Source organism: Pseudomonas sp. FW305-7, assembly GCF_058786735.1.
Genome location: NZ_JBYSZA010000006.1, coordinates 44807 through 67349, shown reverse-complemented (window position 1 = coordinate 67349; position 22543 = coordinate 44807). Strand labels below are relative to the sequence as shown.

At 58.4% G+C, this 22543-nt stretch carries 21 protein-coding genes; 7 read left to right on the top strand and 14 right to left on the bottom strand.

Annotated elements, in window-relative coordinates:
- Positions 1 to 187: 187 nt before the first annotated feature.
- From AC3WMT_RS10220 to AC3WMT_RS10200, 5 genes are all read left to right on the top strand, one after another.
- Positions 188 to 2005, top strand: coding sequence for a dermonecrotic toxin domain-containing protein (locus tag AC3WMT_RS10220; protein ID WP_103305652.1), 1818 nt, complete (start codon positions 188 to 190; stop codon positions 2003 to 2005).
- A 109-nt stretch (positions 2006 to 2114) separates the two neighbouring features.
- The gene (locus AC3WMT_RS10215; protein WP_103305651.1) at positions 2115 to 3887 is read left to right on the top strand and encodes an N-acetylglutaminylglutamine amidotransferase; all 1773 of its coding nucleotides are present in this window, start codon (positions 2115 to 2117) and stop codon (positions 3885 to 3887) included.
- A gap of 3 nt (positions 3888 to 3890) precedes the next feature.
- A complete protein-coding gene (gene ngg, locus AC3WMT_RS10210; protein WP_103305650.1) occupies positions 3891 to 5639 on the top strand; it encodes an N-acetylglutaminylglutamine synthetase in 1749 nt (582 codons plus the stop codon).
- A gap of 166 nt (positions 5640 to 5805) precedes the next feature.
- Entirely contained in the window at positions 5806 to 6996 is a 1191-nt protein-coding gene (locus AC3WMT_RS10205; RefSeq protein ID WP_103305649.1) for an osmoprotectant NAGGN system M42 family peptidase, read from the top strand.
- A gap of 384 nt (positions 6997 to 7380) precedes the next feature.
- A complete protein-coding gene (locus tag AC3WMT_RS10200; protein ID WP_003192759.1) occupies positions 7381 to 7608 on the top strand; it encodes a YheU family protein in 228 nt (75 codons plus the stop codon).
- Between the two features lie 5 nt (positions 7609 to 7613).
- Here the strand turns inward: AC3WMT_RS10200 and csrA are convergent, their stop codons facing one another.
- From csrA to AC3WMT_RS10185, 3 genes are all read right to left on the bottom strand, one after another.
- Complete coding sequence (csrA, locus tag AC3WMT_RS10195) at positions 7614 to 7799, bottom strand: carbon storage regulator CsrA (protein WP_103305648.1); 186 nt, start codon at positions 7797 to 7799, stop codon at positions 7614 to 7616.
- 148 nt (positions 7800 to 7947) lie between these two features.
- Positions 7948 to 8280: a YnfA family protein gene (locus AC3WMT_RS10190; RefSeq protein WP_003226957.1), complete on the bottom strand. Its 333-nt coding sequence runs from the start codon at positions 8278 to 8280 to the stop codon at positions 7948 to 7950.
- 63 nt (positions 8281 to 8343) lie between these two features.
- On the bottom strand, positions 8344 to 9159 hold the full coding sequence (locus AC3WMT_RS10185; protein WP_103305647.1) for an SDR family oxidoreductase: 816 nt from the start codon (positions 9157 to 9159) through the stop codon (positions 8344 to 8346).
- Between the two features lie 323 nt (positions 9160 to 9482).
- Here AC3WMT_RS10185 and AC3WMT_RS10180 point away from each other — a divergent pair, with 323 nt between their 5' ends.
- A complete protein-coding gene (locus AC3WMT_RS10180) occupies positions 9483 to 9641 on the top strand; it encodes a DUF3309 family protein (RefSeq protein WP_169432680.1) in 159 nt (52 codons plus the stop codon).
- Positions 9642 to 9714: 73 nt separating this feature from the next.
- Here AC3WMT_RS10180 and AC3WMT_RS10175 read toward each other — a convergent pair whose 3' ends face one another.
- From AC3WMT_RS10175 to AC3WMT_RS10130, 10 genes are all read right to left on the bottom strand, one after another.
- Positions 9715 to 11808 carry an LTA synthase family protein gene (locus AC3WMT_RS10175; protein WP_103305646.1) on the bottom strand — a complete coding sequence of 698 codons (2094 nt, stop codon included), beginning with the start codon at positions 11806 to 11808 and terminating at the stop codon, positions 9715 to 9717.
- Positions 11809 to 12124: 316 nt separating this feature from the next.
- Positions 12125 to 12730 carry an START domain-containing protein gene (locus AC3WMT_RS10170; protein ID WP_103305645.1) on the bottom strand — a complete coding sequence of 202 codons (606 nt, stop codon included), beginning with the start codon at positions 12728 to 12730 and terminating at the stop codon, positions 12125 to 12127.
- Between the two features lie 41 nt (positions 12731 to 12771).
- Positions 12772 to 13026: a YkgJ family cysteine cluster protein gene (locus AC3WMT_RS10165; protein ID WP_007908349.1), complete on the bottom strand. Its 255-nt coding sequence runs from the start codon at positions 13024 to 13026 to the stop codon at positions 12772 to 12774.
- Between the two features lie 166 nt (positions 13027 to 13192).
- Complete coding sequence (locus tag AC3WMT_RS10160; RefSeq protein WP_103305644.1) at positions 13193 to 13663, bottom strand: translation initiation factor 2; 471 nt, start codon at positions 13661 to 13663, stop codon at positions 13193 to 13195.
- A 78-nt stretch (positions 13664 to 13741) separates the two neighbouring features.
- The gene (locus AC3WMT_RS10155; protein ID WP_103305643.1) at positions 13742 to 15181 is read right to left on the bottom strand and encodes an aminotransferase-like domain-containing protein; all 1440 of its coding nucleotides are present in this window, start codon (positions 15179 to 15181) and stop codon (positions 13742 to 13744) included.
- 201 nt (positions 15182 to 15382) lie between these two features.
- Positions 15383 to 16195 carry an OmpA family protein gene (locus AC3WMT_RS10150; protein ID WP_103305642.1) on the bottom strand — a complete coding sequence of 271 codons (813 nt, stop codon included), beginning with the start codon at positions 16193 to 16195 and terminating at the stop codon, positions 15383 to 15385.
- The gene (locus AC3WMT_RS10145) at positions 16192 to 16548 is read right to left on the bottom strand and encodes a DUF4398 domain-containing protein (RefSeq protein WP_103305641.1); all 357 of its coding nucleotides are present in this window, start codon (positions 16546 to 16548) and stop codon (positions 16192 to 16194) included. The genes AC3WMT_RS10150 and AC3WMT_RS10145 overlap by 4 nt, the downstream gene beginning before the upstream one ends.
- A gap of 9 nt (positions 16549 to 16557) precedes the next feature.
- Positions 16558 to 17379 (bottom strand): substrate-binding periplasmic protein, encoded by an 822-nt coding sequence (locus AC3WMT_RS10140; protein ID WP_103305640.1) that lies wholly within the window; start codon positions 17377 to 17379, stop codon positions 16558 to 16560.
- Positions 17380 to 17459: 80 nt separating this feature from the next.
- On the bottom strand, positions 17460 to 18389 hold the full coding sequence (locus AC3WMT_RS10135) for an electron transfer flavoprotein subunit alpha/FixB family protein (RefSeq protein ID WP_492577763.1): 930 nt from the start codon (positions 18387 to 18389) through the stop codon (positions 17460 to 17462).
- A 2-nt stretch (positions 18390 to 18391) separates the two neighbouring features.
- Entirely contained in the window at positions 18392 to 19141 is a 750-nt protein-coding gene (locus AC3WMT_RS10130) for an electron transfer flavoprotein subunit beta/FixA family protein (protein WP_007908338.1), read from the bottom strand.
- A gap of 550 nt (positions 19142 to 19691) precedes the next feature.
- On the opposite strand from AC3WMT_RS10130, the gene AC3WMT_RS10125 reads away from it, so the two are divergent.
- On the top strand, positions 19692 to 21356 hold the full coding sequence (locus tag AC3WMT_RS10125) for an electron transfer flavoprotein-ubiquinone oxidoreductase (protein WP_103306674.1): 1665 nt from the start codon (positions 19692 to 19694) through the stop codon (positions 21354 to 21356).
- A gap of 183 nt (positions 21357 to 21539) precedes the next feature.
- Here the strand turns inward: AC3WMT_RS10125 and AC3WMT_RS10120 are convergent, their stop codons facing one another.
- The gene (locus AC3WMT_RS10120; RefSeq protein ID WP_103306711.1) at positions 21540 to 22430 is read right to left on the bottom strand and encodes an AraC family transcriptional regulator; all 891 of its coding nucleotides are present in this window, start codon (positions 22428 to 22430) and stop codon (positions 21540 to 21542) included.
- Positions 22431 to 22543: the final 113 nt, after the last annotated feature.

The following is a 22543-nucleotide window of genomic DNA, read 5'->3' as shown; positions in this document are numbered from 1 at the left end:
ATACAAAAACCGATAGTTTTCAATGCAGATGCAATAGACATATTCGACCAATAAGCGTGCGGTATATACGTATATCAAACGTTCAAAATCTCGCTGAACTCACGCACCAAATCATTCATTAATGGCGTTATTTTTTCGCAGCCACTGCGCCTAACATCAGGGTTCCTTCCGCGATGAGAGTGTTTGTATGACTTTGCCATTGGAGCAACAACCTGCCCCACCAAGAAACGACAACTTACTGACTCAGGTCTTCAATGAGATCAATGACTGGGACAAAGCAAAAATTGTCGAAAAATTCCTGACCGACAAGCTGCCGAACGCCGACAAAACGAGAATTGCCGACTATCGATCCGAACTGAAAAAGGCACTGCCGCTCCAGACCTTTTTTGAAACGTTGCTGCCCACACTGGATAGCCCCAACAAGTTTTGCGGACGGATACTTCGAGACGAGTTGCGTACCACCTACGGCCCCCGGTTCAGGGTCCAGGACCTCATCAAGCTCGTACCCAAGGCAGGTTCGGAAAAGGACAGGCACGCCTGTACCTTGCTGCGGGCAGCAATGCTCAATTTCACCGAGACCGAGGCCGCTGCTGATTACTTTTCCGCCGATAGCGCAACGCTATCCGATGCTCAGGATGCACCCGCCGAAGGCGCCGCAGATTCAAGACTTACCGCGCAGGCGTTTGCAGCGTTGAGTCGTAAACTCGATCTCGGTGATCAATACCAGAAACTGATTGCGCAAACATTTGCAGGGCCAGATGTCCAGTTGCAAGCCATGCGGCTTGGCAAACTCAATATGAGGCTGGCTGCTTACAACCGGTACTTCAGTAAAGACATTCACCTATCGCAGTTATTCATGCTGACTCAATTCACCGAGGGCAATGACGAAATATTCAATGGTGAGTGCTTCAATAACGCGCCGATCCAACTTTGTTCAGTGCAACTCTTTGGCAAGTATCTGGTAAATGCTGTGCTGATTATCTGTCGCCTGACTCATGAATCCACTCAGGATCGTTACATCCTTTATGTGCCTGACGACAAAGGCAGCGGCTTTTACCAGGACGACAATGAAGACAACTGTCGGATCCGTCTGGCCGCCAGTCTGCTTGGCCAATCGCCGCTGCGGAACGTATTCGCCTCTCAACTGAACAGCAGCGATCAGGAGGATTTCCTCAATGAAAAACTGTCCGTCGTGTCATTTTCAAAAGACATAAATTTCGTCCCGTTGAGTCATGGGCTATTCGAATACCTGTTTAAACGGCAACTGGATAAATTCGCCTCCGACGTCAAGCAACTGGCTGTACCCGTCGCCGAGGTCGACCAGTCGATGCATGACAAACGACGTGAAAATCGCGCATTGCAGCAACGCCCGTCACTCTCCGAAACCTTGATCTACGATTTCAGCAGACGTATCCGCGCCGGTACGCCAGATACTCTGCTGAGCGAAGTGTTTATCGGTGTCGAAGACTGGACGTTCAGCGAAAAGCTGCAGGGACTCAACGCCCTGTTGGACCTGAAGGAAAAACTCTCCCCTGCGCAGGCCAATAGTCAAAGCGCCCATGCCCAAAGCCCCGATTCGTCCAGCGAGTTGGCAGCTGTTTTCTTCAAAAAGTTTGAGCTGCAAGACCATTCCAATCCGCAAAAAAACGCTTTGCTGTGGAAACGGGCTCTGTCCGGATACGAACAAAAAGCCCACGCCGCCAACCGGATCATGGATCAGGCGTATCCCGATGACGATGATCAGCGAGTGCGCAACTACAGCGGACGGCACTTCATCCGGGTTGCTGGCAGTGTCTATGAAGTCGAGCCAAACCCCTTGGCCTGGCGCATTCGTCATCCACTGAATGAAGCGGCCTACCGCCCGCCGGTGGTCTATTCCCCTGGCAGCGGCTGGAACTTGCAGCACAAACGCTCCGTCACCGGAGCAGCAAAAAAGGCTGAAACCCAAGTGGCAGCAGAACCGGTCAGCTCACTCCCCGCAGCGACACTGCCAGCGGTCTTATAACTTATCGTTCTAAAACTCCACTTACCGAGGCGGGTCAGTTTCTGAGTACCCGCCCTTGTGGCGAGGTAGTGTTTGACCCCTCCCCAACGGAAAAACCGGTAAGGACTTTATGTGCGGATTAGCTGGCGAGTTACGTTTTGATCATCAACCTGCAGACCTTGCAGCCGTTGAACGAATTACCCATCACCTGGCCCCTCGCGGCCCGGACGCCTGGGGCTTCCATGCCCAAGGACCGATTGCCCTGGGCCATCGTCGCCTGAAAATCATGGACCTGTCGGACGGCTCGGCGCAGCCGATGATCGACAGTCAGTTGGGCCTGTCACTGGCCTTCAACGGTGCGATCTACAACTTCCCGGAACTGCGCGCCGAGCTCGAAGCGCTCGGTTACGCGTTCTATTCCGGTGGCGACACCGAAGTGCTGCTCAAGGGCTATCACGCCTGGGGTGAAGCGCTGCTGCCGAAACTCAACGGCATGTTTGCCTTCGCCATTTGGGAACGCGACGCCCAGCGCCTGTTCATCGCCCGCGACCGTCTCGGCGTGAAGCCGTTGTACCTGTCCCGCACCGGCCAGCGTTTGCGTTTTGCCTCGGCTTTGCCGGCGCTGCTCAAGGGTGGCGATATCAACCCGATCCTCGATCCGGTGGCGCTCAACCATTACCTGAATTTCCACGCCGTGGTGCCTGCGCCGCGCACCTTGCTGGCCGGTATTGAAAAGCTGCCACCCGCGAGCTGGATGCGCATTGAAGCCGACGGTACCACCGAGCAGAAAACCTGGTGGACCCTGCCCTACGGCCCACACGACGACGAGAAAAATCTGACCCTCGAAGACTGGGTCGACCGCGTACTCGACAGCACCCGCGAAGCGGTGGCGATTCGCCAACGCGCTGCCGTGGATGTCGGCGTGTTGCTGTCGGGCGGTGTCGATTCGAGCATGCTGGTCGGGCTGTTGCGTGAAGTCGGTGTGCAAGACCTGTCGACTTTTTCCATCGGTTTTCAGGATGCCGGCGGCGAGCGCGGCGACGAGTTTCAGTATTCCGACCTGATCGCCAAGCACTACGGCACCCAGCACCACCAACTGCGCATCGACGAGAAAGAGATCATCGAGCAACTGCCCGCCGCGTTCCGCGCGATGAGCGAGCCGATGGTCAGTCATGACTGCATCGCGTTCTATCTGCTGTCTCGCGAGGTGGCCAAGCACTGCAAAGTGGTGCAGAGCGGCCAGGGCGCCGACGAGTTGTTCGCCGGCTATCACTGGTACCCGCAAGTGGACGGCGCGACCGATCCTTACGCGGCGTATCGCCAGGCGTTTTTCGACCGCAGCTACGACGACTATGCCGCCACCGTGCAACCGAAATGGCTGACCGCCAATGACGCTGCCGGCGACTTCGTGAAGGAACATTTCGCACAACCCGGCGCCGAGGCGGCAGTCGACAAAGCCTTGCGTCTGGACAGCACGGTGATGCTGGTGGACGACCCGGTCAAACGCGTCGACAACATGACCATGGCCTGGGGCCTGGAAGCGCGCACACCGTTTCTCGACTATCGCCTGGTTGAACTGTCGGCGCGAGTGCCGGGCAAGTTCAAACTCCCGGACGGCGGCAAGCAAGTGCTGAAAGAGGCGGCGCGCCGGGTCATTCCGAGTGAAGTGATCGACCGCAAGAAAGGTTACTTCCCGGTGCCAGGCCTCAAGCATTTGCAAGGCGACACCCTCAACTGGGTACGCGAACTGCTGCTCGATCCGAGTCAGGATCGCGGCCTGTTCAACCCGGCCATGCTCGACAAACTGCTGACTGATCCGCAAGGCCAACTGACGCCGTTGCGCGGCTCGAAGCTGTGGCAACTGGCAGCCCTGAACCTGTGGCTCAGTGAACAAGGAATCTGATTGATGAAACCCCACGCCACGGCCATCAACCAACGCCTGATTCGCGGCCAGACGCCGTCGTATGAACGTTTGCAGGCGCGTCTGGCCGAAGACGGCAACGAACTTGCGACCGCCCCGATTGCCGTGCATTGCGGCTGGGGCCGGTTGCTGATCGGCCACACCTTTCCCGACCCGGCGACCCTCGCTCAGGAACTGCTCAACGAGCAGCCGGGCGAGCGTGATATCGCCCTGTACGTTGCCGCGCCGCAGCAGATTCTCGGTCTTGAACCGACGCAATTGTTCCTCGATCCGTCCGACACGCTGCGCCTGTGGTTCAGCGATTACCGTCAGGCCACCCGCGTGTTTCGCGGCTTCCGCATTCGACGGGCGCAAAGCGAGGCCGACTGGCAGGCGATCAATCAGCTGTATCAGGCGCGCGGCATGCTGCCGATCGATGCCACGCTGCTCACCCCGCATCATCAGGGCGGCCCGGTGTACTGGCTCGCCGAGGATGACGACAGCGGCGCGGTGATTGGCAGCGTCATGGGCCTGAATCATCACAAGGCCTTCAATGATCCGGAAAACGGCAGCAGCCTGTGGTGCCTCGCGGTTGATCCGCAGTGCTCGCGTCCCGGTGTCGGCGAAGTGCTGGTGCGCCACCTGATCGAACACTTCATGAGTCGCGGTCTGAGCTATCTGGATCTGTCCGTGCTGCACAACAACCGGCAGGCGAAGAACCTCTACGCCAAGCTCGGTTTCCGCAATCTCTCGACCTTCGCGATCAAGCGCAAGAACGGTATCAATCAGACGCTGTTTCTCGGTCCGGGCCCGGAAGCCAATTTCAATCCCTATGCACGGATCATCGTCGAGGAGGCTCACCGGCGCGGGATCGACGTGCAAGTCGATGATGCCGAGGCCGGATTGTTCACCCTCAGCCATGGCGGGCGCCGTGTGCGTTGCCGTGAATCGCTGAGCGATCTGACCAGTGCGATCAGCATGAGCCTGTGTCAGGACAAAAGCCTGACCCACAAAGCGCTGAAAGCCGCAGGGCTGAAATTGCCCTCGCAACAATTGGCCGGCAACGCTGACGACAATCTAGCGTTTCTCGATGAGCATCAGCGCGTGGTGGTCAAACCGCTCGACGGTGAACAGGGCCAAGGCGTGGCGGTGGATCTGCAAAGCATCGAAGAGGTGCAGCAGGCCATCGAAACGGCGAAGCAGTTTGACAGCCGCGTGCTGCTGGAAAGCTTTCATGAAGGGCTCGACCTGCGAATTCTGGTGATCGGCTTTGAAGTAGTGGCGGCAGCGATCCGTCGTCCGGCGGAAGTGATTGGCGATGGTCAGCATTCGATTGGTGCGCTGATCGAAGCCCAGAGCCGCCGTCGGCAAGCCGCCACGGGCGGCGAAAGTAAAATCCCGCTGGATCATGAAACCCAGCGCACCTTGCATGCGGCCGGTTACGACTACAGCAGCATTTTGCCGGCCGGTGAACATTTGTTCGTACGCCGCACGGCGAATCTGCACACCGGCGGCACCCTGGAAGATGTCACGGCGATTCTGCATCCGACCCTGGTCGATGCGGCCGTGCGGGCGGCGCGGGCGCTGGATATTCCGATGGTCGGCCTCGACCTGATGGTGCCGGCGGCGGATCAGCCGGAGTACGTGTTTATCGAGGCCAATGAACGCGCAGGGCTGGCCAACCATGAGCCGCAGCCGACGGCTGAGCGCTTTGTCGATCTGTTGTTTCCGCACAGTCAGCCGGCTGTTTCTTGAATCTCTGTTATCCGGGCTGACGCCATCGCTGGCGAGCCAGCTCCCACAGTTTTTGTGTGCACCATGAAACGTGTGGGAGCTGGCTTGCCAGCGATGAGGCCGATCAGGCAACACAAAATTTCCTCTCATCGAAACCATCGATGTGCTCAACCCATCAGGAGTTTCCATGACCACACAAATCCCTGAACCAGATCTCAACTACCTGCAAAAAGTCCTGCTGGAAATGCTCGCCATTCCCAGCCCCACCGGGTTCACCGACACCATCGTGCGCTATGTCGCCGAACGTCTTGAAGAGCTCGGCATTCCCTTCGAAATGACCCGCCGCGGGACCATTCGCGCCACGCTCAAGGGCAAGAAAAACAGCCCCGACCGCGCCGTCTCCGCGCATCTGGACACCATCGGCGCCGCTGTGCGCGCAGTCAAAGACAACGGTCGCCTGACCCTCGCCCCAGTCGGCTGCTGGTCGAGCCGCTTTGCCGAGGGCAGTCGCGTCAGCCTGTTTACCGACAACGGCGTGATTCGCGGCAGCGTGTTGCCGCTGATGGCCTCCGGGCATGCCTTCAACACCGCCGTGGATGAGATGCCGATCAGTTGGGATCACGTCGAGCTGCGTCTGGACGCCTACTGCGCGACCAAGGCCGATTGCGACTCGCTGGGCATCAGCGTCGGCGATGTGGTGGCGTTCGATCCACTGCCGGAGTTCACCGAAAGCGGCCATATCAGCGCTCGCCATCTCGACGACAAGGCCGGCGTTGCCGCGCTGCTGGCATCGCTCAAAGCCATCGTCGACAGCGGCCAGGAACTGATGATCGACTGTCATCCGCTGTTCACCATCACCGAGGAAACCGGCAGCGGCGCGGCGGCGGCATTGCCGTGGGACGTCAGCGAGTTCGTCGGCATCGACATTGCACCGGTCGCGCCGGGGCAGCACTCCAGCGAACACGCGGTGAGCGTGGCCATGCAGGATTCCGGCGGGCCCTACGACTATCACCTGTCGCGGCACTTGCTGCGTCTGGCCGGTGAAAACGAGCTACCGGTGCGCCGCGACCTGTTCCGCTACTACTTCAGCGATGCACACTCGGCGGTGACCGCCGGCCACGACATCCGCACCGCCCTGCTCGCCTTCGGTTGCGACGCGACTCACGGTTACGAGCGCACGCACATCGACAGCCTCGCGGCGCTCAGTCGCTTGCTCGGGGCCTACATTCTGAGTCCGCCGGTATTCGCCAGCGATGCGGCGCCAGCCAATGCGTCACTGGACCGCTTCAGTCATCAGATCGAGCATGACACGCAGATGGAAAGCGATACACGAGTGCCGTCGGTGGACAGTCTGGTGGGGCAGCGTTCGGAGAGTTAATCCATTTTCTGCGGTGACAGGACCGGCCCCATCGCTGGCAAGCCAGCTCCCACAGGTTCAGGGTGGAACACATTATTTGTGTACCCCACAAATACTGTGGGAGCTGGTTCCCACAGGTTCAGGTTGGAACACAGTATTTGTGTACCCCTCAAATACTGTGGGAGCTGGCTCCAACAGGTCCAGGGTGGAACACAGTATTTGTGTACCCCACAAATACTGTGGGAGCTGGCTCCAACAGGTTCAGGGTGGAACACAGTATTTGTGTACCCCTCAAATACTGTGGGAGCTGGCTTGCCAGCGATGAGGCCGGCACAGGCAACACAAAAACTGGCAGCCCAACATCAATCGCCGTAGCATCCCGCCATTGATTTAGCCGAGGTGCCCATGCTCATTCCTTACGACGCCCTTGAAGTCGACACCCTCACCCGCCTGATCGAGGATTTCGTCACCCGCGACGGCACCGACAACGGCGACGACACCCCGTTGGAAACCCGCGTATTGCGCGTGCGCCAGGCGCTGACCAAAGGCCAGGCACTGATCGTCTTCGATCCGGAAAGCGAGCAGTGCCAACTGATGCTCAAACACGACGTGCCCAAGCACCTGTTCGACTGAAAGCCTCAGCGAAGCTTTTCCGTGGCTTGTTTGCGCTGGATCCGCTCATAGACCTCCGAGCGATGCACATTGACCTTCTGTGGCGCTTCGACGCCAAAGCGCACACTGGAACCGTTCACGGACAGAACGCGCAAGGTGATGTCATCACCGATTGAAATCAACTCACCAACGACACGGCTGAGCACAAGCATGAGATTCGTCCTTCAGGGTTAACGAGCCCTGAAGATGCGCGGCTTGCGGCGGCTCTACAATGCGTGGCGAGCAAATCAGTAATGCCCTACGCCATGCAGCGCGGCCGCCCTTCAGACATTTCCTGCAAATCGTTAAACACGCGTTTTCTCACGCGGCGGAAAAGCGCGGACCAAATAGAATCACGCTGGCACCGATCACGCACAACGCCACGCCGATCCAGTCTGAGCCCAGCGGCCGAACCCGCTCGACCACCGCCAGCCAGCCAATCGAAGCCACGATGTAGATCCCGCCATAAGCGGCGTAGGCGCGACCGGCATAGGCCGCCTCGACGCGCGTCAACAACAGCGCGAACAGGGTCAAACTGAGCAGCGCAGGAATCACCCACAAGGCGCTTTTGCCCTGACGCAGCCACATGAAGAAGGCGAAACAACCGGCAATTTCAAACAGCGCCGCGAGGAAGAACCACAGGTAGTTGAGCATTTGCACGTCCAGACAGGGTGACCATTGCAGCCACCCTATCGACGCGTCAAGCCAGGGGCAAGTTTAGCCGTTGTTCTGCTTGGCCTTGGCACGCATCTTTTCGGCCATGGCGGTCATTTCGTTGTAGAGCAGTTGCGGATTCTTCTGTTTGATCGCCCAGGCCATGCGGCCCTGCTCGTGAGGCAAAATCATGAACTCGCCGGCCGCCACTTGCTGATAGATGTAGTCGGCGATGTCCGCAGCAGTAATCGGCGAACTTTCCAGCAACTTGCCGACCTGAGCTTTCATGGCCGGGGTCGGGCCACGGAAAGAATCGAGCAGATTGGTCTGGAAGAACGACGGGCAAACCACATGCACACCGACTTCCTGTTGCGCCAGTTCGATCAACAGACTTTCCGACAACGCCACCACGCCAGCCTTGGCCACGTTGTAGTTGCTCATCGCCGGGCCTTGCATCAGCGCGGCCATGGAGGCGATGTTGATGATCTTGCCTTTGCTTTGTTCAAGCAGCGGCAGGAACGCTTTACAGCCCTTGACCACGCCCATCAGGTTGATCGCGATCTGCCAGTCCCAGTCTTCCAGCGACAGCTCGCTGAAGAACCCGCCCGAGGCGACACCGGCGTTATTGACGATGATGTCGATGCCGCCGAGTTTCTCTTCGCAGGCCTGAGCGAACGCGGTGAGCTGGCTGTAATCACGCACATCGCAGCGCTGGATAAAACCGTCGCCGCCCGCCTCGCGGACCATTTTCAGGGTTTCCTGCAGACCGGGTTCGCTGACGTCGGACAAGGCCAGTCGCCAGCCTTCACGCGCCCAGCGCAGCGCGATTTCGCGACCCAGGCCCGAGCCTGCACCAGTGATCATCATGCGATTTTGCATAGCGGACAGCCTTGTTGTTCCGGGAAAGATGCGCCGAGTGTAGCGAAGGAACTGTGTGGGCCCACGCTCCATCAAGTTGCTGAATGGAGGATCAAAAGATCGCAGCCTGCGGCAGCTCCAACATCGATTCCTGCACGAGTTGCCGCAGGCTGCGATCTTTTGATCATTCGCTGTAAAGGAAATAAACGAGTAATCCAAATACCTTAAAAAAACATTGAATTTTCTTTCATCCGCACCGGTCGGAATTTATAAGCCGTCTGGAATTACTTAGTCTCCAGTCGCCCCTTGAACAGCAAGACTTCTCGAACACAATCAACAAGGAAATCGACATGGGCACAATTCTTATCATTATCCTGATCCTGTTGCTGATCGGTGGTCTGCCGGTCTTCCCGCACTCCAGAAGTTGGGGTTACGGTCCTTCGGGCATTATCGGCGTGGTGTTGGTCGTGCTGTTGGTACTGTTGTTACTCGGCAGGATATAAAGATTCAGGCATAAAAAAAGAGGCCCTGTTCAGGGCCTCTTTTTTATTGCGCGGATTTTGCGCTAACGAGCAATCAGTCCGGCTTGCCGTTAATCACACCGGCGGTGTTGTCCATCAGGCTCTTGGTCGCCGTTTGCAGGAACGACTCCAGCTTGAGTTTCAACTCTTCGGTGCGCGGTGCATTCGGCACGATCTCGGCGTGTGGATTGGCACCCAACTGGTACTGCCACATCTTCGGCCCCATTTCCTTGTCTTTCGGCAGCACGAGGATCTGGTCAGCGGTGACGATGGCGGTGGTCTGCTCACTGCCCGACGGCTTGATCACACCGAAACCGGTGTCGCCTTCCGGCAGGTTGAGCAGGTCACGGCCCCAGCACTGATGACGCACTTCGCCACCCAGACGACCCATGATGGTCGGCACGATGTCGATCTGCGTACCCACGGTGTGGTCACGCGTACCGAACTTCTCCTGAATGCCCGGGGCAATCATCAGCATCGGCACGTTGAAGCGGCCCAGGTCCATTTCGGTGATCTGGCGTTCGTTGCCAAAACCGTGGTCGCCGACGATGACGAACAGGGTTTCCTTGAAGTACGGCTCTTTGCGCGCCTTCTCGAAGAACTGACCCAGTGCCCAGTCGGCGTAACGCATGGCGGTCAAGTGTTCGTTGAGCGAACCGCGATCAGTTACGCGCTCGACCGGCAATGGCGTCGGCAGCGCATATGGCGTGTGGTTGGACAGGGTTTGCAGCAATGCGTAGAACGGCTTGCCGTTTTCCCGCGCCTTCAGTTCGACCAGACCACGGTCGAACATGTCCTGGTCGGACACGCCCCACGTCGGGTCGGAGAACACCGGGTTGACGAAGTCGTTACGGCCAACGAAGTTGGTCATGCCCTGGTTGCTGAAGAAACCCGACTGGTTGTCCCAGGCGAAGTCACCGTTGTAGACGTACACGTCGTCGTAGTCACGGGCACTGAGCAACTGCGGCAGACCGGACAGTTTGTGGCTGCCTTCCGGGGTCTGCATCAGGTATTCGAAACCTGGCAGGTTGGGGAAGCAGGCCATGGTCGCGAACATACCCTGGTGGGTGTGCGTACCGTTGGAGAAGAAGCGGTCGAACAGCAGGCCTTCCTTCGACAACTTGTCCAGATACGGCGTGATGTTGCCCGGTGCCCCCAATGCGCCGACCGAATGACCGGCCATGCTTTCCATCAGGATCACCACGACGTTCTTGATCGGCAGGGTCTTGTCGGCCGGCGGCGTGTACTCGCGGCGCACGGCGGCGATGTCGGCATCGACCAGTTTGTCGTCCGGCATCAGTAGCATGTCGCGCACGACTTTCTGCGCTTGTTCTTGCGGCAGCGTGGCTTTCCAGATGTTGTCGCGATCTTCGCCCATGCGGTCCTTGGCGGCGGCGATCAGCGACAGCGTACCGTTGAGGCCGAGCTGGTTGGCGAAGTTCGAGTCGGTGGTGTAGACGTCGCCCCAGCGCATTGGCGGGCCTTGGCGCAGAGTGCCACGGGCCGCGACCACGCAGATCAGCAGGCAGACCACGAATACCGCAAGGCGTGTGTACCACGGCGCCACCTGACGGGTGCTAACGCTGCCACCGCTGAACGGCCCGCGCGGGCGCGTGGCACGGTCGGCACCTTTGAATGCCAGAGTCAGAATAACGGTGCCAATCACCCAGGCCAGCAGATAGCGAACCACCGGAAAACCGTACCAGAGCATGCTCATCACGGTTTTCGGGTCTTCTTTCACGTACTGGAACACCAAGCCGTTGAGGCGCTGGTGGAACTCGCGATAGAAGTCCATCTCCATCAGGCCGAGGAACAGCGCGATGCTCGAGGCGATCGTCAGCCACAGACGGAAGAAACCACGTGCGGCCATCGCCCGGGCGCTGAACAGGGCCAACACCAGCGGAATGCAGACGTAGACCACCAGGCGCAGGTCGAAACGCAGGCCATTGGCGAAAGCTTCGAGGAAGGTCGAGGCCGGGGTGTCGAGGATCATCTCGCGGTTGTAGACCAGCAGCGCGAGGCGCAGCACGGAAAACATCACCATCATGACCAATGCACACAGCAGCGTGTAGGCCAGATGCGATTTGACGGTCGGTTGCAGCAGGCGAGCAGAAGATCGCTGCTGATTCAGGGCGTCCGGGTTTGCCATGTCGTTTTAGGACCCATTGGAAGTTGAAGTTGCAAAAATACAGCGGCGCCATGCCCTCTGTTGGTCATTCCAGACCCCGGGGCGTGCGCGGTGCGCAAATGTTGCACGATCACTCGCACCATTGCCATTGATTACTGCCCCGCCATCCGACACTTTCATTTAAAGCGGCGGCAGACCGGAACAGCGTGCAAACAGCGCGGGCGAATTGTCTTGAACAGGTTGTGAAAATTTCGTGCAACGCATATCTGGAAACACAATATAGATACAAAGCAAAACGCCCCGACTTGATCGGGGCGTTTTGCTGTCTGCGCGACGATTACTTTTCCGCGCGTTCTTTCAGGGCTTTCAGTGTGTTGAACGGCGCATCAACCACAAACTTGTTGGCGACCATCGCCGGGACGCTGCCGCCTGGCTCGGTGTGCACTTGATAGGTCACTTCGACCTGATCGCCTTTCGGTACGAACTTCCAGAAGCCTTTGACCTGAGTGACACGGACGAAACCTTTCTCTTCCGGAATGTACTTCGGCAGACCTTCGAGGTTACGAGTGAGACTGCCATCAGCACCTTCAACCGTGGTGATGTGCAGCACCGAATCACGCGAGGTCACTGGCCACGGCGTGTTGAACTGAGTGTAGGTCCAGCTTTGATCGCCTTCGTGCTTGAGCAGCTTCTGCGACTTGCATTCGTAGATCCAGGCGCAGGCGCCGGAGACGTCTTCCTGCAAGGCGCGCAGTTTGGCAATGGTGGTCTTCATCAGGGTTACACCCTGGTAGGACTTGTAATCAGAACCCGGCACTTCGGCCAGCGAGACCTTGATGCCATCCTGCTCCTTGGCGACCTTCCAGTCCTCAGCCTGAGCGACGGACGTCGCCAGCACAGCAGTCAAACCACACAACACAGCGATACGATGCAGCGAACCCATAGTCTTATTCCTTATTGTTGAAGTTCCGTTCGTTTGACACATCACGCCGCCGTCATTTGCTCCCACCAGCCGATCAATCTGATCGCTTCTTCCGAACTGCTGCCACAGACTTCGACATCAGCAGCGAAGCCGGAACAGACTGCCGGGCGCTCCGGGCGGCCGAAAATGCTGCACAGGTTTTCGACCGAGAGTTGCACGCAACGTTCGCCGGCAGGTTTGCCATCAGGCATGCCGGGAATCGGCGAGCTGATGGAAGGGGCAATGCAGCAAGCGCCACAGCCTTCACGGCATTTCATGACGAACAATTCCTCGCGACGGGCGATGTGTAAAAGGCACGCGGAACAGAGTAACCGCTAAAACGGTTGTTTAAAATTCCCTGAACCGGGGTTTTTACGGATAAGTGAATGTGACTGACCAGTCTCCGACAAAGCGTCTGGTTCGCGGGTCACAGATGCATGGCATTTACTGCTTGAATTCAAAATCCAACGCCGCACCTTCCACTTCCCGGCGCTCTTCGTTGCGCAGTTGCAACTGCATTTCGTTGCTGAGCAAACGGCCGTTGAGCTGGAACCCACTGTTTTTCTCGCCAAAAAACTGCGGCAGGATCGGCTCGCGTTTGGGCAGGACGACGGTACCAGGCGGTTTCAGCTCCTGGACCATGTCCTTGGGCAGGCTCAAGTCCAGTTTGGCTGGCGGCAATTTGGTTTTCACCACTTCGCTGGCAGGTTTCGACTTGGAGGCAATCGGGGTGCGTTTTTTAACGGCTTTTTGCTGCGACTTCTTCGCAGGCGCAGCCTTTTCAACTGCCGCCGATTTTTTTGCTGTGGTCGTCGCTGCCGGTTTTTCCTGAGCCGCAGCCGCCATGACACCAGGCGCATGACTGATCATCAGCAAACAGAACAAAACCCCAGCGGCAGAAAAAATCGCTTTCATGGACCCAACGACACTAACGGCAGAGGGCCATATGCTCGCTTGTTGGACGCCACAAGACAAGCATGTCCGACCGCTCGTTCAGAATCCGCCGGCCGTTTCCTGACACAGTTGGGTCGCCAGCAGGCCCAGCGTCATCAACGCCCGCTCCGCCTCACGGTTCCACGGAATGCCGCAGTTCAGGCGGATACAGTGGTTGAATTGCTCGGTGTTACTGAAAATCAGTCCCGGTGCGATGCTGATACCCTGCTGCAACGCGCGGACATGCAATTCTTGCGTATTGACTCGCCCCGGCAGACTCACCCAAAGGATGAAACCGCCCGTGGGCCGGGTCATTTGCGTACCTTCGGGGAAGTACTGCTGCACCGCCAACTGGAAGGCACTGAGGTTTTTCCGGTATTCCTGGCGGATGTACCGTAAATGCCGGTCATAACCACCGTTTTCCAGATAGGCGGCAATCGCCATCTGCGTAACGCTACACGCCGAATGCGTGCTGAAGGTCTGCAAACGCTGAATTTCCTGCTGATACTTGCCGGCAATCATCCAGCCGATGCGCACACCGGGCGACAGGGTTTTCGAGAAACTCGAGCAGTAGATCACCCGGTCCAGCCGATCGTAGGCCTTGAGCGCTTTGGTGCGCCCCTGTTCGAACATCAACTCACCATAGATGTCGTCCTCGACGATCTGGATATCGAAATCCGAGGCCAGGCGCAGCAGTTGTTTCTGACGCTCTTCGGGCATGGTGCCGCCCAGCGGATTGCTCAGGCGCGTGGTGAGCACCAGCGCTTTGATCGACCATTGATTGGCCGCCAGTTGCAGGGCTTCGAGGCTCATACCGGTGGCAGGATCGCTGGGGATTTCGATGACTTTCAGGCCCAACAGGTCGGCCAGTTGCAGCAGACCGTAATAGGTCGGTGATTCGGCGGCGATCAGATCGCCCGGACGGGTCAGCACTCGCAACGACATCTGCAAGGCATCGACGCAGCCGTGGGTGATCACCACTTCCGAGGGATCAACCACCACTCCGGCGTCGCGCATGCGGATCGCCACTTGTCGACGTAGCGGTTCGAAACCCGGGCTGAACATGTAGCTGAACGCACGCGGACTGTGGAAGCGCGTGACTTTGGCCAATTGCTGATGCAATGCCCGCACCGGCAAGTAATCAACACTCGGTACGGCGGCGCCCAACGGGAAGACACCTTCGCGGCGCGACTCGACCAGCACCTGTTGAATGATGCTGCTGCGCGTAACCAGCCCGGGGCGCTCGACCCGGGCGATATCCGGCGTCGGTGCCGTCAGCGCAGGCGTCTGGTGCACGTAATAACCTGATTGCGGCCGCGCACGAATCAGCCCCTGATCCTCGAGGTTGGCGTATGCCTGCAAAACCGTCGCATGGCTGACGTTGAGCTGCGAACTCATCTTGCGCACCGAAGGCACGCGCTCCCCTGGCTGATAGACACCACGGCGAATGTCTTCGGCCAGTTGCTGAGCAATACGTTGGTAGAGCAAGAGATTGGTCATGACGCAGCACTCGATTTCACGGGCATTTTATTCTTGTGTGAAACAATACCGGAACAGTTTAGAAGTGTACTGGGACAGTTGTCACTCTAGTCGACCATACAGTGCAGTGTCTGCCACAACTGTATCGATTTGCGAGCTATTCGACAGACGTAAAAAAGCCCGGTACTGCATGACAGCCCGGGCTTTCCAGAGACGCAACCCTCAGCGGGCGGCGCCGAGCTGGCCTTTTTCGTCGGAGAAAACAATTTCAACGCGACGGTTCTGTGCGCGTCCACGCTCGGAAGCGTTGGCGTCCACCGGGTATTCGTCGCCGTAACCTTCGACTTGAATGCGTTTGTCGTCGATGCCCAGATCCATCAGCACATCGGCCACCGATTGCGCGCGGTCGCGGGACAGTTTGAGGTTTTCCTGTTTGCCGCCGGTGCTGTCGGTATAGCCCTCGATGCGTACCACACGCTTCGGGTTCAACTGCAGGAACTGCACGATCTTCAGGACGACACGATTGGCCGAGTTTTTCAGCTCCGCCTCACCCGTGTCGAACAACACATCACCGAGGGTCATCACCAGACCACGATCGGTCTGCGTGGTGGCCAGCGCGACGATTTGTTCTTCGAGCCATTTGCCCTGTTGCTGCACGCTTAGCAGTTTCGATTCACGCAGGGCCAGTTGCAGACGCTGACGCTCCAGTTCGAGCTTGGCAGCGCGCTCCTCGTTAAGCACCTGATTAGTATGCTCGCGGGCGATTTCGCTGTAGCGCTGGCTCAGGTAGGCGTAATGCACCACGTCCGAACCACTGCCCCAGTAAGTGGACAGGCGATCGGCACGGGCCAGGGACTCACCAGCGCGAATCACGTCTTTCGGCGCAATACGCAGCACGTTGGAGTCTTCCTTGACCTTCTGGAAATCGGCGCCGGCTTCTTGCAAAGCGGATTCGCTGTGTTGCCCGGCGCAGCCGTAAAGGCTGGCGCAACCGGCGAGGATCAGACCACCGAGAATTCTGGGCTTGAGGCTCATTGGGCGTCTCCCAACTGCTTGCGCAAACGGGCGATGCGGGTGTTGAGCACATTCACCTGCTCTTCGCTCTTTTGCGTCAGCACTTTGGCTTCGGCCAGACGCGCATCCAGTTCGGCCTGTTCCGCGCGCATGCGCGCATTGCGGTAGGACTCGTCGGCCATGTTGCCTTTGGCGCGGTTGTATTTGGTTTCGGCCAGTTTCATTTCCGGCACGTCATCAGCGGTGGCGCCTACGGCCTTGGCCTGGGCAATGGTCTGTTCGGTCAGGCGCATTTGTTCAACGGGTGCCGGATCGGTCGCGCAACCGGCCAAGGCCAGAACGGCCACAGCCGCGAAAAGAGGTCGAATACTCACTAAGAATCCCTACTGTTTTGGGGCACTGACAGGTTGTTGCGGCTGTTGCTGCTGCGCCTTCCAGCGCTCGATATTGCGTTGCAGCGCGGCTTCCGTCAGTCCGGACGCGGGCAATTCTGTCATCTTTTTGGCCAACTGTCCGCGCAACCACGGATCGTTGCACGCCGAGTTATGGGAAACCGCGAGGAACAGCCCCGGCCGATCGATGGGTTGCTCAAACGCCAGCAGGTCATTGGCCATACCCAGCGCCTGCGCGGCGGCCATGCCGGAGTAGCGGCCAGCGAGTACATATTCCACTTCACCCAACAGCAATTTCTGAAAGGCCTGAGTGAGGTTTGCTGTCCGGGTCAGGGTCAGATTCTGCTCGGCGAAAGTGCCGAATGCCTGGGTCATACGAGACTTTTCCGACAAGCCACCCGTATGACCGTGCAGGTCGCGGGCTTCACTGTAAGCCAGCGTCGAGCCCTTGCGGGTCCACACCAGATAGTCGTTTTCCAGCAGTGGCGGATGGATGTAGTCGAGATTTTCCAGCTCGGTGAAGGCCAGCGGCGCATCAGCCAGCATGTCCATGCGCCCGCTGCGCACTTCGTCGAGGGCTTGCGAGCGTTTGCCGGCGTAAAGCAACTCGACCTTTATGCCGAGGTCTTTGGCGACTTGTTGCAACAGGTCGGCGCTCGCACCGATCAGTTGTTTGGGGTTCTGCGGATCCTGCCACAGGTACGGCGGCGCGTCCGGGCTGCCGGTGACGACGAGGCGCTCGCACTTGCCGGCAGCCGCAGCCATCCCCGGCAAGAGGATCAATCCTAATAACAACCTGCGGCGCAGATCCATGGCAAAACGCTCCCGCTCAAATCCGAGTCAAAAAAAAGCCCGACCAAAAGGTCGGGCTCTTTATAAGTGAAGCCGCTGGATTAGACCAGCTTCTCCAGCTCAGGTACCGCTTCGAACAGATCAGCCACGAGACCGTAATCGGCCACCTGGAAGATCGGCGCTTCTTCGTCCTTGTTGATCGCAACGATCACTTTGGAGTCTTTCATGCCGGCCAGGTGCTGGATCGCGCCGGAGATACCGACGGCGATGTACAGCTGTGGCGCAACGATCTTGCCGGTCTGACCGACCTGCATGTCGTTCGGTACGAAACCTGCGTCGACCGCGGCGCGCGAAGCACCCACGGCAGCGCCCAGCTTGTCGGCCAGAGCGTACAGGTGTTTGAAGTTGTCGCCGTTCTGCATGCCGCGGCCGCCGGAAACGACGATCTTGGCAGCGGTCAGTTCCGGACGATCGGACTTGGCCAGTTCTTCGCCGACGAAGCTGGAGATACCAGCGTCGTGCGCAGCAGCGACTGCTTCAACGGCAGCCGAACCACCTTCAGCAGCCACCGGGTCGAAACCGGTGGCACGCACGGTGATCACTTTGATCGCAGCGGTCGATTGCACGGTAGCAATGGCGTTACCGGCGTAGATCGGGCGCTTGAAGGTGTCAGCGCTTTCGACCGAGATGATCTCGGAGATCTGGTCAACGTCCAACGCAGCGGCAACGCGCGGCAGGATGTTTTTGCCGTTAGAGGTCGCGGCAGCCAGGATGTGGCTGTAGCCCTTGCCCAACTCAGCAACCAGAGGAGCAACGTTTTCCGGCAACTGATGCGCGTAAGCGGCATTGTCAGCGTTCAGGACTTTGCTCACACCAGCGATTTTCGCAGCAGCTTCAGCCACGGCGCCAGCGCCAAGACCTGCAACCAGAACGTGGATGTCGCCGCCGATTTTGGCAGCAGCAGCCACGGTGTTCAGTGTGGCCGGAGCCAGCACCTTGTTGTCGTGTTCAGCGATTACCAAGATAGTCATGATCAGATTACCTTCGCTTCGTTTTTCAGTTTCTCGACCAGTTCAGCCACCGACTTGACCTTGATACCTGCGCTGCGTGCAGCCGGCGCTTCGACTTTCAGGGTCTTGTTGGTGGAGGCGGTGGAAACGCCCAAAGCGTCTGGAGTCAGCACTTCGAGAGGCTTCTTCTTGGCTTTCATGATGTTTGGCAGAGACGCGTAGCGCGGCTCGTTCAAACGCAGGTCGGTGGTGACGATCGCTGGCAGTTTCAGCGAAACAGTCTGCGCGCCGCCGTCGATTTCGCGGGTCACGGCAACGCTGTCGCCCGAGACTTCGACTTTCGAAGCGAACGTGCCCTGACCGTAGCCGCTCAGTGCAGCGAGCATCTGGCCGGTCTGGTTGTTGTCGCTGTCGATGGCCTGTTTACCAAGGATCACCAGCTGAGGCTGTTCCTTGTCGACCACAGCCTTGAGCAGCTTGGCCACGGCGAGCGAGGTCAGATCTTCAGCGGATTCGACGAGGATGGCACGGTCGGCACCCAGAGCCAGTGCGGTACGCAGCTGCTCCTGAGCGGTGGTCGGGCCGATGGAGACGACGACGATTTCAGTCGCAACACCTTTCTCTTTCAGGCGTACGGCTTCTTCCACTGCGATTTCGCAGAACGGGTTCATCGACATCTTGACGTTGGCGAGATCGACGCCGGAATTGTCCGCCTTGACGCGAACCTTGACGTTGTAATCCACAACGCGTTTGACAGCTACAAGAACCTTCATGGATTCCTCGTTACTCTCCGGTGAAAAGAAAGTCGCCTAGGCGAACCTGGCGGTTGATGCTCATCAGGCTAAAAGGGCACCTCTAAAAACGCCGACATGGGTGCGGGGTGATTCACGGTGAGAGGAGCTGTGACCGTTCGTCAGTGGTGACTGACAAGTCATGGATCTTCACGCTGTGTAAACTGCGCGCCGGACCTGCGCTGCGCATCACCTTCTACTGCCTGTGCCCTGTCTTTAGAGGTGCTCTTGAAACCGCCAGTCTGCCTACGACGAGCGCAAAACCGCCCGTATCTTGACCGGAACGCCTATTCCGGTCAATACGGCAAAATGGTCGTTCATAAGCCGCGCTTCTTTGATTTCTCTGGGCTGGAGCCAATTCAAACAAACGTTTGTATTGGACGCTCGGAGTGGTGTAGATATAATGCGCCCCCTAGAGAGAAAGGTGGCTTCTCCTTTATCCCCCTTGACGTTAACGTAAAGGCATAACGGATGCGACATCAAACCTCCAAATTAGAAAAAAAACTGTTGAGCCTTGAGTAGGAGATAGCCTGTGGAACGCGAATACATGGAATTCGACGTGGTCATCGTCGGTGCCGGCCCCGCTGGCCTGTCCGCCGCCTGCCGTCTGAAGCAGAAGGCCGCCGAAGCCGGTAAGGAAATCAGCGTCTGCGTGGTCGAAAAAGGCTCCGAAGTCGGCGCACACATCCTGTCCGGTGCTGTATTCGAACCTCGTGCCCTGAACGAGTTGTTCCCGGACTGGAAAGAACTCGGCGCCCCGCTGAACACCCCGGTCACCCGCGACGACATTTTCGTGCTGAAAAACGCCGACAGTGCGCAAAAGATTCCTGACTTCTTTGTGCCCAAGACCATGCACAACGAAGGCAACTACATTATTTCCCTCGGCAACCTGTGCCGCTGGCTGGCCCAGCAGGCCGAGAACCTCGGCGTGGAAATCTACCCGGGCTTCGCCGCTCAGGAAGCATTGATCGACGAAAGCGGCATCGTGCGCGGGATCATCACCGGTGATCTGGGCGTCGACCGTGAAGGTAATCCGAAAGAAGGCCTGTACACCCCGGGCATGGAACTGCGTGGCAAATACACGCTGTTCGCCGAAGGCTGCCGTGGCCACATCGGCAAACAACTGATCAAGCGCTTCAACCTCGACAGCGATGCCGACGCTCAGCACTACGGCATCGGCCTGAAAGAAATCTGGGAAATCGACCCGGCCAAACATCAGCCAGGTCTGGTAGTACACACCGCCGGCTGGCCGCTGGACATCATGGGCACTGAAAATACCGGCGGCTCGTTCCTCTATCACCTGGAAAACAATCAGGTGGTGGTTGGTCTGATCGTTGACCTGTCCTACAGCAACACCTACCTGTCGCCATTCGACGAATTCCAGCGTCTCAAGCATCACCCGGTGCTGGCTCAGTACCTGGAAGGCGGCAAGCGCGTCAGCTACGGCGCCCGCGCGATCTGCAAGGGTGGCCTGAACTCGCTGCCGAAAATGGTCTTCAAGGGCGGTGCGCTGATCGGTTGCGACCTCGGCACTCTGAACTTCGCCAAGATCAAAGGCAGCCACACCGCAATGAAGTCGGGCATGCTCGCCGCAGAATCTGTGGCCGACGCGCTGTTCGCCGAGAAGGATGGCACCGAAGAGCTGACCACTTACGTCGACGCCTTCAAAAAGAGCTGGCTCTACGACGAACTGTTCGCCAGCCGCAACTTCGGCCCGGCGATCCACAAGTTCGGCGCCATCGTCGGCGGTGGTTTCAACTGGCTGGACCAGAACATCTTCGGCGGTAAACTGCCGTTCACCCTGCATGACACCAAGCCGGACTACGCTTGCCTGAAGCTGGCAGCCGACTGCAAAAAGATCGACTACCCGAAACCCGACGGCAAACTCAGCTTCGACAAACTCAGCTCGGTGTTCATCTCCGGTACCAACCACGAAGAAGAACAGCCCTGCCACCTGAAGCTGACCGATCCGAGCATCCCGATCAGCAAGAACCTGCCGCTGTACGACGAACCGGCGCAGCGCTACTGCCCGGCCGGCGTCTACGAAGTGATCACCAAGGAAGATGGCGAGAAACGCTTCCAGATCAACGCCCAGAACTGCGTGCACTGCAAGACCTGTGACATCAAGGACCCTTCGCAGAACATCACCTGGGTCACGCCGGAAGGCGCCGGCGGCCCGACTTATCCAAACATGTAAGTCGAAGCGCTGAACATCAAGGCTCCCGAAATGGGGGCCTTTTTGTTGCCTGCGGTTCAGTGCATCACATCAACACCTGTGGGAGCTGGCTTGCCAGCGATGGCGGTGGATCAAGCGACATCTATGTTGAATGTGCCGACCTCATCGCTGGCAAGCCAGCTCCCACACGGACTGTGTAAATCCTCAAGCAGCGCGCTCATCACCCGGACTGCGCTCGAAATAGCGCTTGTACTCGCGACTGAACTGCGACGTACTCTGATACCCCACACGGTGCGCCACCTGCGCCACACCGAGTCCTTCCGCTACCAACAACGTCTGCGCTTTCAACAACCGCAAACGCTTCAGATACTGCACCGGCGACAACAACGTGCTGCGTTTGAAATGCTCATGAAACGTCGAAATACTCATGTTCGCGCAACCGGCCAGGGTCTCGACGTTCAACGGCTCGGTGTAATGCGCATGCAGATGACTGATCGACGCTGCGACCCGCGCAAACTGCCCCTGCTGCTCGACCAGCGCACGCAACACATCGGCCTGCGGCCCACGCAATGCCGTAAACAGCAACTCACGGACTCGCGCCGGCCCAAGAATCTGGCATTCCAGCGGATCGTGCAGACAACTCAGCAAGCGCTCGACACAGCCGCGCATGTCATCGTCGAGCACCACCGAAGTCATCGACTCCGGCGTTTGCGCCGGGATGTGTCGCCCCGGCGCCAGCCCCATCGCCAGCACCAGTTCGCCCAGCAAGACGCGATCAATCGCCACAGAGACGCCGAGTAATGGCGCATCCGGCAAGGCAAAGGTTTCGCACTCGAACGGCACCGGCAGCGCCTGAATCAGATAATGCCCGGCACCGTACTCCATCGTCCGAGGCCCGAGAAACGCCAGTTTGCTGCCCTGGGCGATGATCATCAGGCTCGGCTCGTAAATGTGCGGGCCACGGGCAACGTCGCAACTGGCACGCAGCACCTGCACTCCCGGCAACCCGGTCTGGCTGTAACCATCGCGCAGCGCCAGCGGTTCGATCAGCGAAACCAGCGTGGCATTGGCATCAAGGTGACGGGTCAATTGCATCGACATGTTCTTCACAAAAATCACGAAAAAAGGGATGAAAGCATCATCGCAGATCCTTTTGCCAATGCGACCGAGCAAACCCGCATGCCGGAGGATTAGGCATGAGACCCGGA

Coding starts and splice junctions, on each gene's coding strand:
- AC3WMT_RS10155 (WP_103305643.1), bottom strand. CDS start 15,181: ATGACCAATCTCTTGCTCTACCAACGTATTGCTCAGCAACTGGCCGAA.
- AC3WMT_RS10165 (WP_007908349.1), bottom strand. CDS start 13,026: ATGAAATGCCGTGAAGGCTGTGGCGCTTGCTGCATTGCCCCTTCCATC.
- AC3WMT_RS10200 (WP_003192759.1), top strand. CDS start 7,381: ATGCTCATTCCTTACGACGCCCTTGAAGTCGACACCCTCACCCGCCTG.
- AC3WMT_RS10170 (WP_103305645.1), bottom strand. CDS start 12,730: ATGGGTTCGCTGCATCGTATCGCTGTGTTGTGTGGTTTGACTGCTGTG.
- AC3WMT_RS10130 (WP_007908338.1), bottom strand. CDS start 19,141: ATGAAGGTTCTTGTAGCTGTCAAACGCGTTGTGGATTACAACGTCAAG.
- AC3WMT_RS10205 (WP_103305649.1), top strand. CDS start 5,806: ATGACCACACAAATCCCTGAACCAGATCTCAACTACCTGCAAAAAGTC.
- ngg (WP_103305650.1), top strand. CDS start 3,891: ATGAAACCCCACGCCACGGCCATCAACCAACGCCTGATTCGCGGCCAG.
- AC3WMT_RS10150 (WP_103305642.1), bottom strand. CDS start 16,195: ATGAGCCTCAAGCCCAGAATTCTCGGTGGTCTGATCCTCGCCGGTTGC.
- AC3WMT_RS10135 (WP_492577763.1), bottom strand. CDS start 18,389: ATGACTATCTTGGTAATCGCTGAACACGACAACAAGGTGCTGGCTCCG.
- AC3WMT_RS10120 (WP_103306711.1), bottom strand. CDS start 22,430: ATGCAATTGACCCGTCACCTTGATGCCAATGCCACGCTGGTTTCGCTG.
- csrA (WP_103305648.1), bottom strand. CDS start 7,799: ATGCTTGTGCTCAGCCGTGTCGTTGGTGAGTTGATTTCAATCGGTGAT.
- AC3WMT_RS10215 (WP_103305651.1), top strand. CDS start 2,115: ATGTGCGGATTAGCTGGCGAGTTACGTTTTGATCATCAACCTGCAGAC.
- AC3WMT_RS10160 (WP_103305644.1), bottom strand. CDS start 13,663: ATGAAAGCGATTTTTTCTGCCGCTGGGGTTTTGTTCTGTTTGCTGATG.
- AC3WMT_RS10185 (WP_103305647.1), bottom strand. CDS start 9,159: ATGCAAAATCGCATGATGATCACTGGTGCAGGCTCGGGCCTGGGTCGC.
- AC3WMT_RS10140 (WP_103305640.1), bottom strand. CDS start 17,379: ATGGATCTGCGCCGCAGGTTGTTATTAGGATTGATCCTCTTGCCGGGG.
- AC3WMT_RS10175 (WP_103305646.1), bottom strand. CDS start 11,808: ATGGCAAACCCGGACGCCCTGAATCAGCAGCGATCTTCTGCTCGCCTG.
- AC3WMT_RS10190 (WP_003226957.1), bottom strand. CDS start 8,280: ATGCTCAACTACCTGTGGTTCTTCCTCGCGGCGCTGTTTGAAATTGCC.
- AC3WMT_RS10220 (WP_103305652.1), top strand. CDS start 188: ATGACTTTGCCATTGGAGCAACAACCTGCCCCACCAAGAAACGACAAC.